This window comes from Sulfitobacter sp. M39, from assembly GCF_021735935.1.
GTDB lineage: Bacteria > Pseudomonadota > Alphaproteobacteria > Rhodobacterales > Rhodobacteraceae > Sulfitobacter.
Window position 1 is genome coordinate 1,503,041 of the sequence record NZ_WMDZ01000001.1, and the last position, 14,660, is coordinate 1,517,700.

Genomic DNA, 14,660 nt, shown 5'->3' on the forward strand with positions numbered 1-14,660 from the left:
AACTTCGGTGTCGCGACTGTGGCGCGGCCAGCCGCAGGGTGCAAGCCCGCCCGACGACGCAAACCGCCGCGCTGCCTTCCCCTAGGTCATCGGCTCTTCCCCTTGCGGGCAGGGCGGCGTAGGAAAGGCGCATGACACAGCAAATGACATATCCGGGCCACGCCCGAGCCATCACCGTGATGGGGCTTCCGCTGGTGGGCGGGCATCTGGGGCAGATCGCGATCGGGGTCTCCGATACGGTCATGGCGGGCTGGTACAGCGTCGAGGCGCTGGCCGCTGTCACCCTCGCCAGCACCTACTTCTTCGTGCTGCTGATCTTCGGGTCGGGCTTTGCATGGGGCGTGATGCCGCTGGTCGCCGCCTTTGACGCCGAGGGCGACGAGGTCGGCCTGCGTCGCGCCACCCGCATGGGCATGTGGCTGTCGATGGGCTTTGCCGTGCTGGCGCTGCCGCTGATGATCTGGTCGCGGCCGATCATGGCGCTGATGGGGCAGGATCAGGCGCTGGCCGATATGGTCGATGGCTATCTGTTCATCGCTGCTTGGGGTATCTTCCCCGCGCTGATGGTCATGGTGCTCAAAAGCTACCTCGCCGCGCTGGAACGCACACAGGTCGTGCTGTGGATCACGCTGCTGGCGGGCGTCGCGAATGTGCTGGCCAACTATGCGTTCATCTTCGGCAACTGGGGCGCGCCAGAGCTTGGCGTGCGCGGTGCGGCCATCGCGTCTGTCACGTCGCACAGCGTGTCGCTGGTCGCCGTGGTGATCTACGTGCTGTGGAAAATGCCGCAACACCAGATGTTTGTCCGCCTCTGGCGCCCTGATTGGGAGATGTTGGCCCGCGTGTTCCGCCTAGGCCTGCCCATCGGCTTCACAGGGTTAAGCGAGGTCGGGCTGTTCGCAGCCAGCGCCGTCATGATGGGCTGGCTGGGCACCGTAGCGCTGGCTGCCCACGGAATCGCGCTGCAACTGGCGTCAATCACCTTTATGGTGCACCTTGGCATCAGCAACGTGGCTACGATCCGCGCAGGCAACGCCTATGGCCGCCGAGATCCGGCGCATCTGGCGCGTGGCGCGATCACCGCGACGGTGATGTCGGCGCTGGTTGCAGTGTTGACGATCTTTGTCTTCGTGATGTGGCCTGAACCGCTGATCAACCTGTTCATGCAACGTGACGAACCCGCGCGTGACCAGATTCTTGTGATCGGGGTGGGGCTGCTTGCGATGGCGTCGCTGTTCCAGCTTGTCGATGGCGCGCAGGCCGTGGCCTTGGGCATTCTGCGCGGGGTGCAGGACACCACCGTACCGATGATCCTTGCGGGCTTTAGCTATTGGATCGTGGGCATGCCCGTGTCGTATCTGCTGGGCTTTGTCTTTGACCTAGAAGGGGTCGGGGTCTGGCTCGGGCTGGTCTTTGGCCTTGGCGTGGCGGCGATCCTGCTGAACGCGCGCTTCTGGGGCAGTGTACTAAAACGTCTGGGGCCAACAGATGCCGCAGCCACGTAACACCACCTGCTGACCGGCAGCCGCTTCGCCTAGGGCAGCCGGTCGGCCTTCTTGCGTACCAAGGTGCTGCGCAGATCATGCATCGCCAACAGCAGCGCGTCCGTGACGGCATCAAGCTGGTCGTCCGTGGCCTTTGACTGCACCCACTGCGTTGTCAGGTTCAGATAATCCACCGCACGGTGAATATCGTCGATGTCGCGCTGCGCCAGCACCTGTGCGCGCTCGGTCATCCACTGGCGGATACGTTCCAGATCGCCATCCGACAGCACGCGATCGCCTTGGGGTTTGATCTCGCCGTTGCGGATGTTCACAACGGCGATCTGGTCCATCTCGATCCGCCGCTGGCGGTTCTCTGCATCCACGCGAAACACCGCCGCGCCATTCTCGCGCACGCGAAAGTAATACTCTGGCAGGTCGCTCGCCATGGGGGCTCCTTTACGGTCTGGCTTAGCTCAGCGCGGCGCAGAACTGCTGCAAACGGGTGCAGGCTTCTTTCAGCGCCTCATCCGAGGTGGCATAGCTGATGCGGAAGTTCGGGCTCAGGCCAAAGGCCGCGCCAAAGACGACGGCAACACCGGTGTCTTCCAGCAGCGCAGTGGCGAAAACCTCGTCATCGGTGATGGTAACGCCCGAGGGGGTAGTCTTGCCGATCAGCCCTGCGATGGACGGATAGACATAGAACGCGCCCTCTGGCTTAGGGCAGACGATGCCGTCGATCTCGCTCAGCATATCCACCACCAAATTGCGACGGCGGGTGAACATCTTGTTGTTCTCGGCGATGTAATCCTGCGTGCCGTTCAGCGCCTCCACCGCGGCCCACTGGCTGACGGTGCAGGGGTTCGACGTGGATTGCGACTGCACCTTGCGCATCGCGCCGATCAGCTTTTCTGGCCCCGCCGCATAGCCGATCCGCCAGCCGGTCATGGCATAGGCTTTGGACACACCGTTGACCGTCAGCGTGCGGTCATACAGCGCGGGCTCCACCTGCGCGGGGGTGCAGAATTTGAAATCATCATAGGCCAGATGCTCATACATATCATCGGTCATCACCCAGACATGGGGGTGACGCATCAACACATCGGTGAGCGCTTTCAGCTCATCCCAGCTATAGCCCGCGCCTGTGGGGTTCGAAGGCGAGTTGAAGATGAACCATTTCGTGTTGGGCGTGATCGCCTCTTCCAAGGCCTCTGGGGTCAGCTTGAAATCATTCTCCAGCGTCGCGGGGGCAATCACCGGCGTGCCACCGGCCAGCAGCACCATGTCGGGGTAGCTGACCCAATAGGGCGCAGGGATCACGACCTCTTCGCCGGGGTTCATCGTGGCCATCAGCGCGTTGTACAGGATCTGCTTGCCACCCGTGCCGACGCTGACCTGAGATGGGGTATAGTCCAGCCCATTGTCACGCTTGAACTTGGCGCAAATCGCCTGCTTCAGCTCGGGGATGCCGTCTACGGCGGTGTATTTGGTCTTGCCTGCGGTGATCGCGGCGATACCGGCGTCCTTGATGTTCTGCGGCGTGTCGAAATCCGGCTCTCCGGCGCCCAGCCCGATCACATCCTTGCCTGCGGCCTTCAGCTCGGCAGCTTTTTGGGTCACGGCGATGGTGGGCGACGGTTTTACGCGTGCAAGGGTCTTGGACAGCAGTTCCATTTCGGCCTCAGTTTGATATGTGTGCAGCACCCTCATAGGGCGCACCCCCGCACCGATCAAGCCAGATCGGTCCAAACAGGAGAGACGCAATGGCCGAGAACGAAGACTGGTACGCATCCGACGTGGCAACCTTTGGCGACCGGGTCGCCGCCGCGCGCGAGAACGCGGATATGACGCAAGCCGCGCTCGCCAAGCGGTTGGGGATCAAGCAATCCACTCTGCGCGGCTGGGAAGACGACCTGTCCGAACCTCGCGCCAACCGCCTGTCCACGCTCGCCGGGGTCCTGGGCGTGTCGATGATGTGGCTGATCAACGGCGAGGGCGAAGGCATCGACGCCCCCGATGACACCGCCGCCACAGACGACAGCATCAAAGAAGCATTGATCGAACTGCGCGACATGCGCGCCGACATGCTGAAACGGGCCGAACAAATGGCCCGTCTCGAAAAGAAACTACGCCGGATTTTCAAAGGGAACACCCATGGCTGAGCTGCACGAACACAAGGTAAAACGTCTGCATATGCGCTCCATGCGGCGAGGTATTAAGGAAATGGATCTGATTTTACCTTCGTATGCCTCGACCCGTCTCGCGACGATGGATGACGCGGCATTGTCGCTGTATGACGAAATGCTAAGCGAGAATGATCACGATCTTTATCAATGGGTTACGGGGCAAACGCCTGCGCCCGAACCCTTTACCGCGCTGATCGCGGACATCCAGATTCATCTGGCTGCAAACCCGCTTTAGGCGCGGTTTGCCCTGCGGATGTCGGCCCCCGCGCGCCGACATCCGTCCGGTTTAACGATATATTTTATTTTTATCTTCAGCTTCCGCCCCAATCGCAATGTCGGAGTTGAATATGAGTATCCAAAACCCCATCCCCATCCCCCCGTCAGAGGCGGGATTCATGCAAAGCTATCTCGATGCGCTCGGGCTGGTCGAACGGCTGCACCGCCTGCTGCTGGACGTCATCAAGGATGAATTCGAACGCGTCGGCGTGCTGGACATCAACGCCGTGCAGGCGCTGCTGCTGTTCAACATAGGTGATAATGAAGTCACCGCCGGAGAGTTGAAAAGCCGCGGTTATTATCAGGGCAGCAACGTCAGCTATAACCTGAAGACGTATGTTTCTATTGCAGTTAAAAGGAGGGGGTAGTTGCAGCTATTCCACATACTTCTCGACCCACACGGGGGGAAAGACTTCGCGAGAGCTATCTTGAAGGATGCAGAGATTTTTCTCTCAAAATTCGATCAGACGGTGAGCCTACTTCGCCGCTCTGGTACAACTCACGTGCACTTGGGGTTAGTCCATAGCGGATGATGTACTCCAACAGCACCCGTTCTACCGCATTCAAGTTCCTAGTCGGTTGACGTTCTCTCATAGCTCGTGTCCTTCTTTGCCGGTCATGGCAGTGTCGAACTAAACTGTTAAAGTAAGGTTAACGTTGCGCTGAACCCGAAGTGGTTTCCGGTCGACAAAGGGGTTCTTAACCTCATCTGGGTAGCGTATATCAGTCTGTCGAACGCGTGAGGGGGTGCTAGGTGTGAAGAGCTGGATAGAAGCAGTCGCGTTGGTGGTTGCCGCATGTGCTATGGTCTTCTCGGCTGTACAAACCATGGTTCTTATCCGCACCGTAGATGCGCCGTACAAGAGCAACCTTCAGGACCGCCAAATAGAAGCCTGCGTAGGGCTGATCGAAGCATATGCCGTCTATGGTAGCGGCGAGGCGATCTTCCGTGAGTTTCGGTTCGATAACGCGTACCCGACGGCTGGCGATCAAGAGGCGGGGCGAAATCGGTTCCATGATGAACGGCCAGAAGTAAAAGGTTCACCTCTATCAGAGCATCTGCCTGAGCAGAGTGCTTCGGTGCAGGAGCTGTTTGGGTCGTTGTCGACGATGAAGTATCGCGCCGAACGGCGAGATGATCTAATGGCGAAAGTTGGGCGGCTGCGGGTGTACTCTAGCGATACCACTAAGAGTTTGCTGGACGAGCTAGCTTCAGCAATCAGGTTTGAGACACTCATCAAGCTTTCAGATGCCATCAATATGCAGATGCCAGCGGCTGATCAGGATCACACATCAGAGATCGAGGTGCGTGAACAGTCCAGCAAACGGGCTTATTTGCCAGTCGAGAAAAGGTGTCGCAGTATTATGCTTGGTGAGAGTGTGGGGTTTCTCTGATGGCGTTCATCTGAGAAAGATATTCGAGCCTCTTTCGGCCGATCTGTTTACCCATGCCCAAGTGAGCGGCAGCTTAACTCTATAGGTCCCCAAAAAAGGATGACTTAATCACATGTGCTCGTTCTACGCGCTCATAAGCTTGCCGATCTTCGTTAAGACATCATCTGCACCACCGGCCCAGTCGGCAATCTCGATACCAGAGCTGTTAAGCGCTCTACGGCGGGTCCTAGGCTTGACCTTGCTGTGCATGAAGTCTTCGAAGACAACCACAGGTACCGTTTTGAGCTGAGGATCGTTTCTGAACACCTGCTCGGTCAGTAGTGCCTCAAGAACATTAACCTCGCTCGTCGCTGCGTAGATGGCAGCTTGAATGTTAGCATCGCGGATGATGATGTCGGCAGTATATTCTTTATGTTCATGCGATAACGCTTCTCGTTCACCTACATGAAAGCGGGAGCCAAAACGTTCTTTTATTGCTTCTGTCAGCTCCTCTCGGAACGCGTTGGTTACCCTTTCACGTGAGAGGAGAGCGAGGTCTTGGATACGGTTTAGGAAAGACATGAACCTTACGGCAGCATCTCCTAGATGTGCTTCCTCAGACCAGTTGCTCAGGAACAGTGAATTATCCTCATCAAAATTAATGCCGTGCTCAATGGCTAGCTGCCTCATAGCGTCCATCTTGGTTTCGGTAGTTAGGTCTCCAGCAACATCCTCAAGTAGAGCGAGAGTGTCACCACCATCACGCATCCTAAACAAACCGTCCCCCTTCTCAGCAAACACCACTAACGGCTCACCATGTAGCCAGCTGAAGGGTGTCTTGATCGCATAGCCCAAAGGTATCTCTCGGATAGAGAGGCCCTCACAGAAGGCTGTACAGATGGTCTTCTGTACGTTCATAAGATCAGCTCTCCTTGGGGGGGCGCGTCAAAGCGATATAGCTCTGATGCGATTGCCATGGCACTCTCAGGCGTTACGTCAAAATCCTCTGTACAGTCACCAGTATAACTCGGCCAGTAGCGAAAAGTGTCCCGATCACGTGTGACCCCCGGAAGTACTTTTTCGATATCACCCGTCGCCACGTGGCAGTGCCAGTTTGAATGGGACGTGTGAAGCTCGTGGCTACATAAGATTGCGAGTTCATCGCCACGGACCTGTCCTAGCATGGCGTGGAACTTCTCAAGCTTAATATTCAGATGCAACAGAACGCGTAGGTGGTATTCACCTGAACGCAATGACACTACGCGCCACTTCCAGTCGGGTGAGAACTTCAACTTCTTGCGGCGTAGAGGCCACGACGCTCTATCAATTTCACCTTCCGACCATTGCCCGTAGTCAACAACAGCCTTCTGAAGTCGGATGATATTTGTGAGCTTCATAAGGCGATTGTCCCAACGTTATGGACAGTCGTAAGACTTCAACCTCTAGTTTGTCAAACAAGCGTTTACTCAGGTGCGACCCTACTGAGGAAGTGTCTCGACTATGCTCCATGCTTGAGGGTCTGCAGCTCGGGATGCACCAACTGGTAGCTATCCCTAGCAATTGGGAACAGGTCATACTCGGTGCTGTGATCAAGTGAGGTTGGATATCTGCCTATCATAGGTACTGAACTGACCTTTCCTTACTCGACATTCATCATCAGGCTATCACCAGATGTGTGGTCGGGCTTCCTACAACGCCGGTGAAGTAGTTAGCCCATACCTAACTATACTTAAGGTATAACCCTCGGATAGGTATTTCAGAAGGGGGGTAGAATTCCGTCCGAGCCTCAGAGTAGCCACACACACTGTGCTTGATTGTGGAATAGTACGCTATGTGCGACATACCGAGGGCTCATGATAAGCGTTGACATACAGCGCACAGAACTCCCCTGACGATGCCTTCGAGCCGTTAACAGTTCTGGAAAAGAAGCTCAGCATCCCCGAGAACAAGACTAAGACCGTTGCGTAACTTCACAGAGAGCATGACTTTTTTACCGCGTCGACCATCTTCGCCGGTAATACGGTCCCTTAGCTTGTCACCTCGTACAACGTCGACCCGCTCCACGACCCTACGTACCACTTGGTTGGCCTGCCATGGCTCCAAGGACGAGATGTCATCCGGTATCTCTTGCAATGCCATAGCTTGCCCCTCGCGGCTGTCCCGTAGCAAGCGCTGGGCCTCCTCCACGTCAGCCTCAGCAGCTAGAACAAGTCTATGCGAGCCAGTTTTATGAGCGTACTCTAACGCTGTCTGAGCGCTCAATAGAAGCGCCTCTGCCGCCTCGATCTCAGGAGAGGTGTCTGTATCGTATGCAGCAACTATCTCGTTCCAGCCTTCAAGGAACGGGCGTTCGATAACCTCCCGCTTGGCGACCCACTTCCGAGTTATATTATCTACGTAAGCATATGTGCCATCGCTACCTTTCCTGCATACTGAACGGTTGCCCCCCGCTTTGTGTGTGGACCATATGACGCCTGTCAGAATGCCATGTGTCCTCCTCTTTGGGGAGGTGAGGGCCTTCGCTTCGGCGGAGCTACGGTTGGCCATGTTATTAAGGCGGAAGGTCACTCTTCGTTGGGTGTCTTCGTCAACAATTCTGGGGAAGTACCCCTCGACCTGATCAATGACCGTGCGGTCGTTCTTAGTCCCTCTGCCCAGTTCAAGGATACCGAATGGGGCCTTTGACCGAACAATCCGGTAAATATTCGAGCTCGCAAAAGTTTTGCCTCTAAGCGTTAGGGTTCCTCGATCCCTGAACACCTTCGCTATACTCCAGACGGGTTCGCCATCAGCGAACCTGCCATACAACTCCTGAACCAACTCAACCTTATCTGGTATTTGTTCGAACGTTCCGTCGTCCATGGTCCCGACGAGGCGTAGCCAAGAGGGGACAGCTCTTGTTCGCTTGCGTTTGCCATCCTTGACCTTCTCTAGGTTCCGTCGCCATCCATCCTTCACGCGCTTTGATTTCGTTAAGCTCTCCTCATGGGCACGAACGAAGGTAAGGATGATCTCGATGCCGGTCATAGCGTTGTCGTCGAGGTCTTGCAGAGTATACCGCTTGTTGTTCGAGAGCGTTACAACATCAACTCCAGCTTCGATGATGCCTTCAAGAATGTTCCTGCCTTTCCGGTATTTGTCGCGACTGATCCTATCTAGGTTCTCTACGAGGAGAACTGCGCCTCGCGGTATGGCACCGCTCTCAACAGCGTCAAGAAACGCTGCCAATCTACCCACAGAGGTATTGTCACCCTTGAAAGCGCTTACGCCCAAGTCCCTAAACGTTGTGGCAGATAGCAGGTAGCCATTCTCGTCGGCCCACTTCTGGGCCGCATCAGTTTGCCTTGCGAGGCTAGCGCCCTTTGCCTGCGCAGCGCTGCTAAATCTCACATACGAAAACGCTAGTGGGCGAGTGTCTTGTACCATCGTTGGCTCCTGTGCATGGCTAAAACTACCCTCTCCCTTTAGGTGGTTAAATAACCATACTCAAAAAACTGGTGGATATGGGTTATATGCACCACCAGCGCTGCCAGATCGATCGCCGCTCGGTACGGGTACGGCTGACCGGCAAGGGGCGTCACATCAGCGGCGTTGTGTCAGACCTGTTTGGTCGCCACGCCAGCGGGCTGATGCACAAGGGCGCGCTGGGCGCATCGGGCATGGATGACATCACCCGCGCGCTCAAACGGATGGAACGCTACTGGACGGACCAGATCCGCTATATCTACTGACCGCGCGCGGCGGGCGGGGCTGCGTCAGCCAGTTGCGCCAGCGACAGCACCGCCAGCTCGCGCAGCAGCTTGGTGGTCATGGCGGATTGATAGGCATCAAACCCCGCGGCGGGCAGGGCAAAGGCACCGGGGCCGGTGATCACCTCTGCCAAGAAATACCCCGTCAGCGTGCTGTCCTCCTCCGCCGCTTCGACCACCAGCGCGTTCACCGTCAGATTACGCCCAGCAAGCTGTCGTTTCACGTCACGGGGGCGGGGCCCAAGGTTGGATATCCCGTCGCCCGAGATATCAAGCGTGTGTTTCAAACATGCGGGCCGCTGCGCCAGATAGGCCGCCCCCGCTGCCACCGCCACGCCAAGCGCGGTGCCGGGCGACGCCGCCGCGCGCTCTACCTGTCGCAGCCCGTCGATCAGCTCTTGCAGGGCGGCGGCATCAGTGATCGACCGCCACGGGGCAATAACGCGCTGGTCTGTCGGGCCGCTCCATTCATAGACCAACAGGGACACCGGTGCCTCTGGTGCCGACAGGATCGCCGCGCGCACCGCCGGATCGTCCAAGGCCCCGGCAACCCCGTCCAATTGCAAGCGGTACTCCCGCGCATCGACGGACCCCGACACATCCAGCCCCAAGGCCAAGGCCTGCCGACACTCCGCCAGGCCAGCCGACGCCCAAAGCGTCGCGCCGACAAGGGTCGCAACCCCGGCGCGGATCATCCCGCGTCCTCGGCCACGGGCAGGCTGCCAATCGCAGGGGGTGTCAGCTCGCGTTCCAGCTTGATCCGCATGGCGCGTTCAAAATCCTCGAACCCGTTGGCGATCACCAGAAACGCGCCGGGGCCGTGCAAGACTTCGCGTTTGTAAAAGGCGATCAGCCCCGTCTCGGCCTCGAAATCGGCGGCATTCACCACCAGCCCGTTGACCGTCACATCGTCAAAATCAAACGACCGATAGGCCAGCTGCGGGCCGAAACCTTCGTTATTCTGACCGTCCCCCGCCAGATCAATTGTCTTGTATAAACAACGCGGTGCCCGCGCCATGACCGCCGCACCAAACCCAAGTGCATAGCCCATAGCCGTGGGGAAATCATTGTGACTGCGCTGGCTACCCGCCACCACGCCCGCCGCGCGCGTCAGATCATCAGGGGAATTGATCATCTGCCAATCGAGCACGATCTGTTGGTTATAGCGCCCCGACCATTCATAGACGGCCAGCGCGACCGGCAGGTCGCTGGCGAAAAACGCCCGCCGTACCGGGTCTGACAGCAACGCGGCGGCGGTGCCGCCACGCTGCAAACGGTCCTCGACCGCATCAATCGAACTGGACACATCCATCGCCAGCAGCAGCGCCAGCCGACACTCCGCCGCCGCAAGGGCCGCGGGCGCGACGCCCAGCGCTGTGGCAAGGAAGGTCGCCCGGATCATCGGATTACCAATGGCCGGTGTTTTCCATGCTGGCCCAGGGTTCCTGCGGCTCCAGCCGGTCCCCTTCTTGCAGCAATTCGACCGACACATTGTCGGGTGACCGGATGAACGCCATATACCCGTCGCGCGGAGGACGGTTGATCGTGATCCCGTTCTCTTGCAGCATCTTGCAGGTTTCATAAATGTTTTCAACGGTATAGGCAAGGTGCCCGAAATGACGGCTGTCATCGGGCAGCGCATCATCGCCGTCCCAGTTATAGGTCAGCTCCACATCCGCATGGCCGTCGTCCTGCCCGGGAGGGCACATGAAGATCAGCGAAAACCGCCCATCCTCATTGTCGATCCGGCGGCGCTCTTTCAGGCCCAGCAGCTCGTAGAAGGCCTGCGATTTCTCCAGATCCTTAACGCGCACCATCGTGTGCAAATATTTGATCGGCATGGGTTGGCTCCTTTACTTTCGTCTTCGACCTGCAGGGTAGCACGGCTGGCGGCGGTTGCCAGCGGATGTCAGAATTTTGACTGAAATCCCAACGAAACGGAAAACTCGCTCGTTTCGAACCGGCTGACATTGGATCGCGTCCGTCCGGCGCGTAAAGTCACACTGGGCGCAAACCCCGCATAGTCCACATCAGGTAACATGATGTTAACGTCAGCATAGGTTGCGTAGTCTTGCTTGCCACCGGGGACATCGAAAACCGCAAAATAGGTGTCATAGTCGGTTTTTCCCAAGGTTAATCCCGCGTTCACAACCGCCGGACCGATTTGATCGGCGAAGCTATAGCTTAACCGTAGAGATGCGGCTTGCGAGGCATAGTTAACGAAGTCGCTGTCGGTCTCGCGTAGATTGACGGAAACGCCGATACCATCACCCCAAGCGAGCCTGTGTTGAGACCCTACAATCAGTGACACGGTGTTACTGTCAAAGTAACTAGTTCGTTCACTAAACCGTTTTTCTAGCGTCGCGCCCATGGAAACCGAAGTCGAACCAGACAGCTGCCAGCGGCGACCGACGCCAACACGCATGAATGAATAGCTGCGGTCGCCTCCCGACCAGTATTCGCCAAGCGATCCGGTTACATCGGCGCTTCCGCCCGCCGCGCCGACCGCGAAGGACTGCCGAAGTGAAACATCTGCATAGGTTGCTCCGAAATCACTGTTACGTGCTTCAGGTGCCAAATCATGCGACCCGCTATCAAGCGCCACACGTTGTACAAACAGGCGACCCGAAAGATCCGTCCGCGTCTTTTGAGTGCTCCGCAAACGGTACCCGACGACCGCGTCGACGGTACCGACGATACCCGATAGGGCCTGCGCCGATCCGCTAAGCCGCCCGGTAAACGGCAAGCCGTCGATCACCTGCTGTGCGGTGTCAGCACCATTGTTGACATTGCTAGAGGGCTTCACCCCGCCTGTTATAGAAAAGCGAAACGGATTCTCACGCCGCACACGGGCATAGTCACGCGCAAGCTGCTCTTCTATCTCCGGGGTCGGGGCGTTTTGAACGGCACGTCTAAGCCAAAGCTGAGTGAGCGTCGGATGCCCTTCTGCAAAGGTCAGCCGTGCTGCCAGTTCCGCGGCCTGGAACTTCTGTACCCTGTTGTCTGCATAGCGGTAGGCTCGGGCCGCAGACTTTCGCCCATCCGTTCCGTGCCCCATATCTGCATGCGCTGTGGCCAGAACATAATGCGCATAAGCCGAATGCGGGTCTGCGATCAGCAATCCTCGCGCGATCTGCGACGCCAGAGCAGGGCGTTCACCGTTCAGCGCATGGACCGCCAATGATCGGGCCTCGGGCAGAGACAACGCGACTGACTGCTCTGCCGCGACAGGATCACTGTTCAGCAGGCAGAGCCCGGCCACTGCACAGCCGATGGCGCAATTGGCGAAAGACACGATACAGCCGCTCTATCGCTCGGGCTGATCGCAGATCGCGTCTTCACCGGGTTGGCCGCATTGGGTCAGGACAAACGCGCCATACTCGATCGGTGTGCCCGATCCGCCCAGCGCAATGTGGTTCTCGGCGTGGATCACACCAGCAACTTCCGTGGCACCCGTGCCCCCGAAAATACCGCCGTATTCGCCGACCGCGTTGTTAGACTGTGACGCGGTTCCGAAGAACGAACCGTCGTCCGCGATGCCGGTGCTGTCCAGCGCGATGTTCTGCGCCTCGAAAGGGGTGGCGGAGTTGGGATCGTAGGTGCCGCCTGTATCAAAGTCGGTCACCTTGCGATCATAGATGATCCCTGCAACCGCCGCGTCGGTAAAGTCGCCGGTCAGAACCACTTTGCCCGTCACTTCGGCGGCCTGACGCGACAGGGGGTCGGGGTCAGTCCCGTCTGCAACCGGTGCCAGGTCTTCCCCGGACCCGGCTCCGTTCAGCAGCCCGATGTAATTCCCCGCATAGGTCACCAGCCCACCTTGTTCCTCCGACCCGACGGCCACAGGCGCTGAATACGAGGTGTTGGAATATGCGGCGCCCGAAAAGACCTGCTCGAATTGCCCGCCCGTCATCACCACTGCTGCGCGGGTGCCATCGATATCCTTCACATATGCGGTGACGTGGCGGTCCAGCGACCCGTCCTGCGCGGTGTAGGCTTCATATCCGTTGCGGTCCAAGCCGGGGCGGCGGCGATAGTCGGCGGTGAACTCGCTATCATCTGCGGTGATACCCGTGATCGACAGCGTCTGGGACGCCGGATCGTAGCTAAAGCTCTTGAGGTCGTTTGCCAGTTCTTCGGGAATGGCACTGGCACCCGTGCTCCCGTCAGTGCCCGTATCTGTCTCCGTCTCGCCATTAAACGGCGTGCCACTACCACATGCTGCCAAAAAAGCGCACAGCGCCAGCGCTGATGTCCCGAATTTCATAACTGTCTGCCTCGAAAATTTCTTGTTGATTGCCGCGACAGTCGCCAATCGCGCGCCCTGCTGTCAACGCTCCAACGCGTGTCACACGCATTTGCCGCCAAAGTGCTACCCAAAAACAATACCGCATATGGCGGTTCCGGTGGCCTGCTGCCGCAGATATAGTAGACCCCGAATCCACGCCCATATGACAGGACGCCCCCCATGCCGATCAGCCCCGACCAACAAGCCGAAATCGACGCTCTGCGGGCAGAGCCGAAACAGACCCTGCGCGCCGTCTCCGAAGGGATGGAGGCGCATCTCTACAAGGCCATTCCCGTGCTCGACCACGGCTTTGTGCGCGTCATCGACTATATGGGCGACGATGCGGCGATCTGTCAGGCGGCCCGCGTCAGCTATGGGCGCGGCACGAAATCGGTGCAGAACGACGAAGGGCTGATCCGCTACCTGATGCGCCACTGGCACTCCACCCCCTTCGAGATGTGCGAGATCAAGCTCCACGTCAAACTGCCCGTCTTCGTCGCGCGCCAGTGGATCCGCCACCGCACCGCCAACGTCAACGAATACTCCGCCCGCTATTCGATCCTGGACCGCGAATTCTACATCCCCGAGCCGTCCCATGTGAACGCCCAAAGCGTGGTGAACAATCAGGGCCGCGGCGGCGTTCTTGAAGGGGCAGAGGCCGCCCGTGTGCTCGAAATCCTCAAGTCCGACAGCAACCGCGCCTATGACAATTACGAGGCGATGATCGCCGAAACCGGCCCCGACGGCGAACCCCAGGACGGTCTGGCACGAGAGCTGGCGCGGATGAACCTGCCGTCGAACATCTACACGCAATGGTATTGGAAAGTGGACCTGCACAACCTGTTCCACTTCCTGCGTCTGCGCGCCGATGCCCACGCCCAATACGAGATCCGCGTCTATGCCGATGCCATCTGCAACGTCGTCGCCGACTGGGTCCCCGCCGCCTACCGCGCCTTCGAGGATTACCGTCTAGGTGGCGCAACCATGTCCAATACAGCTCTTGAGTGTATCCGCCGGATGGTGAAGGGTGAGGAGGTCACGCAGGAGACCTCTGGCATGAGCAAGGGGGAATGGCGGGAGTTTGTTGGAGTGATTGGGTGAGTAGGTGGATAAAATTTTGAAATTTTGCCCTTTAGTCAACAAATTGTTTACTTGCTATTGCCAAGCTTTTTGTTCAGTGACTATTTTTAGTTGCACGGGAGTCGTTGATGTCCCGAAGTGAAAAGTTAAAGAAGCGTTTCCTTGATCAGCCTAATGATTTCACTTGGGAAGAGTTGACGCGGTTACTGAGCCATTTTGGCTACAG

At 58.0% G+C, this 14,660-nt stretch carries 14 protein-coding genes and 2 pseudogenes; 7 read left to right on the plus strand and 9 right to left on the minus strand.

Going from position 1 to position 14,660, the window contains the following annotated elements; genetic code table 11:
* The first annotated feature begins 131 nt into the window (after positions 1 to 131).
* Entirely contained in the window at positions 132 to 1,505 is a 1,374-nt protein-coding gene (locus GLP43_RS07190; protein WP_237278780.1) for an MATE family efflux transporter, read from the plus strand.
* A 29-nt stretch (positions 1,506 to 1,534) separates the two neighbouring features.
* On the opposite strand, the gene GLP43_RS07195 is transcribed toward GLP43_RS07190, so the two are convergent.
* Both GLP43_RS07195 and GLP43_RS07200 read right to left on the minus strand, forming a co-directional pair.
* Positions 1,535 to 1,930, minus strand: coding sequence for a hypothetical protein (locus GLP43_RS07195; RefSeq protein WP_005852384.1), 396 nt, complete (start codon positions 1,928 to 1,930; stop codon positions 1,535 to 1,537).
* A gap of 22 nt (positions 1,931 to 1,952) precedes the next feature.
* A complete protein-coding gene (locus tag GLP43_RS07200) occupies positions 1,953 to 3,155 on the minus strand; it encodes a pyridoxal phosphate-dependent aminotransferase (RefSeq protein WP_009826536.1) in 1,203 nt (400 codons plus the stop codon).
* A gap of 89 nt (positions 3,156 to 3,244) precedes the next feature.
* On the opposite strand from GLP43_RS07200, the gene GLP43_RS07205 reads away from it, so the two are divergent.
* From GLP43_RS07205 to GLP43_RS07220, 4 genes and pseudogenes are all read left to right on the plus strand, one after another.
* Positions 3,245 to 3,643, plus strand: coding sequence for a helix-turn-helix domain-containing protein (locus GLP43_RS07205; protein ID WP_237278781.1), 399 nt, complete (start codon positions 3,245 to 3,247; stop codon positions 3,641 to 3,643).
* Positions 3,636 to 3,902: a succinate dehydrogenase assembly factor 2 gene (locus GLP43_RS07210; RefSeq protein ID WP_237278782.1), complete on the plus strand. Its 267-nt coding sequence runs from the start codon at positions 3,636 to 3,638 to the stop codon at positions 3,900 to 3,902. The genes GLP43_RS07205 and GLP43_RS07210 overlap by 8 nt, the downstream gene beginning before the upstream one ends.
* Before the next feature lie 112 nt (positions 3,903 to 4,014).
* Positions 4,015 to 4,290, plus strand: a pseudogene (locus GLP43_RS07215) (MarR family transcriptional regulator); the annotation flags it as partial.
* Between the two features lie 409 nt (positions 4,291 to 4,699).
* Positions 4,700 to 5,338, plus strand: a complete 639-nt coding sequence (locus GLP43_RS07220; protein WP_237278783.1) for a hypothetical protein — start codon at positions 4,700 to 4,702, stop codon at positions 5,336 to 5,338.
* A gap of 123 nt (positions 5,339 to 5,461) precedes the next feature.
* Here the strand turns inward: GLP43_RS07220 and GLP43_RS07225 are convergent, their stop codons facing one another.
* Together GLP43_RS07225 and GLP43_RS07230 are read right to left on the minus strand one after the other, a co-directional pair.
* Positions 5,462 to 6,235, minus strand: a complete 774-nt coding sequence (locus tag GLP43_RS07225) for a DUF1828 domain-containing protein (RefSeq protein WP_237278784.1) — start codon at positions 6,233 to 6,235, stop codon at positions 5,462 to 5,464.
* 990 nt (positions 6,236 to 7,225) lie between these two features.
* Positions 7,226 to 8,743 (minus strand): recombinase family protein, encoded by a 1,518-nt coding sequence (locus GLP43_RS07230; protein ID WP_237278785.1) that lies wholly within the window; start codon positions 8,741 to 8,743, stop codon positions 7,226 to 7,228.
* Positions 8,744 to 8,802: 59 nt separating this feature from the next.
* Between GLP43_RS07230 and GLP43_RS07235 the strand changes: the two are divergent.
* Positions 8,803 to 9,048: pseudogene (locus GLP43_RS07235) on the plus strand (MarR family transcriptional regulator); the annotation flags it as partial.
* Here the strand turns inward: GLP43_RS07235 and GLP43_RS07240 are convergent.
* The 5 genes from GLP43_RS07240 to GLP43_RS07260 all read right to left on the minus strand — a co-directional run bounded on the left by GLP43_RS07240 (position 9,042) and on the right by GLP43_RS07260 (position 13,333).
* On the minus strand, positions 9,042 to 9,761 hold the full coding sequence (locus GLP43_RS07240; RefSeq protein WP_237278786.1) for a DUF1194 domain-containing protein: 720 nt from the start codon (positions 9,759 to 9,761) through the stop codon (positions 9,042 to 9,044). The pseudogene GLP43_RS07235 and the gene GLP43_RS07240 overlap by 7 nt on opposite strands.
* Positions 9,758 to 10,468 (minus strand): DUF1194 domain-containing protein, encoded by a 711-nt coding sequence (locus GLP43_RS07245; protein WP_237278787.1) that lies wholly within the window; start codon positions 10,466 to 10,468, stop codon positions 9,758 to 9,760. Before GLP43_RS07245 ends, GLP43_RS07240 begins: the two co-directional genes overlap by 4 nt.
* A 4-nt stretch (positions 10,469 to 10,472) precedes the next feature.
* Positions 10,473 to 10,907, minus strand: a complete 435-nt coding sequence (locus tag GLP43_RS07250) for a VOC family protein (RefSeq protein WP_005852400.1) — start codon at positions 10,905 to 10,907, stop codon at positions 10,473 to 10,475.
* Positions 10,908 to 10,975: 68 nt separating this feature from the next.
* Complete coding sequence (locus GLP43_RS07255; protein WP_237278788.1) at positions 10,976 to 12,361, minus strand: tetratricopeptide repeat protein; 1,386 nt, start codon at positions 12,359 to 12,361, stop codon at positions 10,976 to 10,978.
* Between the two features lie 12 nt (positions 12,362 to 12,373).
* Entirely contained in the window at positions 12,374 to 13,333 is a 960-nt protein-coding gene (locus GLP43_RS07260; protein WP_237278789.1) for a thymidylate synthase, read from the minus strand.
* A gap of 201 nt (positions 13,334 to 13,534) precedes the next feature.
* On the opposite strand from GLP43_RS07260, the gene thyX reads away from it, so the two are divergent.
* Entirely contained in the window at positions 13,535 to 14,455 is a 921-nt protein-coding gene (thyX, locus tag GLP43_RS07265) for an FAD-dependent thymidylate synthase (RefSeq protein WP_237278790.1), read from the plus strand.
* The last annotated feature ends 205 nt before the right edge of the window (positions 14,456 to 14,660 follow it).

Bases quoted from the DNA above. Each gene is read 5' to 3' on its own strand.
- GLP43_RS07190 (WP_237278780.1), top strand. From the start codon at position 132: ATGACACAGCAAATGACATATCCGGGCCACGCCCGAGCCATCACCGTG.
- GLP43_RS07195 (WP_005852384.1), bottom strand. From the start codon at position 1,930: ATGGCGAGCGACCTGCCAGAGTATTACTTTCGCGTGCGCGAGAATGGC.
- GLP43_RS07200 (WP_009826536.1), bottom strand. From the start codon at position 3,155: ATGGAACTGCTGTCCAAGACCCTTGCACGCGTAAAACCGTCGCCCACC.
- GLP43_RS07205 (WP_237278781.1), top strand. From the start codon at position 3,245: ATGGCCGAGAACGAAGACTGGTACGCATCCGACGTGGCAACCTTTGGC.
- GLP43_RS07210 (WP_237278782.1), top strand. From the start codon at position 3,636: ATGGCTGAGCTGCACGAACACAAGGTAAAACGTCTGCATATGCGCTCC.
- GLP43_RS07225 (WP_237278784.1), bottom strand. From the start codon at position 6,235: ATGAACGTACAGAAGACCATCTGTACAGCCTTCTGTGAGGGCCTCTCT.
- GLP43_RS07230 (WP_237278785.1), bottom strand. From the start codon at position 8,743: ATGGTACAAGACACTCGCCCACTAGCGTTTTCGTATGTGAGATTTAGC.
- GLP43_RS07240 (WP_237278786.1), bottom strand. From the start codon at position 9,761: ATGATCCGCGCCGGGGTTGCGACCCTTGTCGGCGCGACGCTTTGGGCG.
- GLP43_RS07245 (WP_237278787.1), bottom strand. From the start codon at position 10,468: ATGATCCGGGCGACCTTCCTTGCCACAGCGCTGGGCGTCGCGCCCGCG.
- GLP43_RS07250 (WP_005852400.1), bottom strand. From the start codon at position 10,907: ATGCCGATCAAATATTTGCACACGATGGTGCGCGTTAAGGATCTGGAG.
- GLP43_RS07260 (WP_237278789.1), bottom strand. From the start codon at position 13,333: ATGAAATTCGGGACATCAGCGCTGGCGCTGTGCGCTTTTTTGGCAGCA.
- thyX (WP_237278790.1), top strand. From the start codon at position 13,535: ATGCCGATCAGCCCCGACCAACAAGCCGAAATCGACGCTCTGCGGGCA.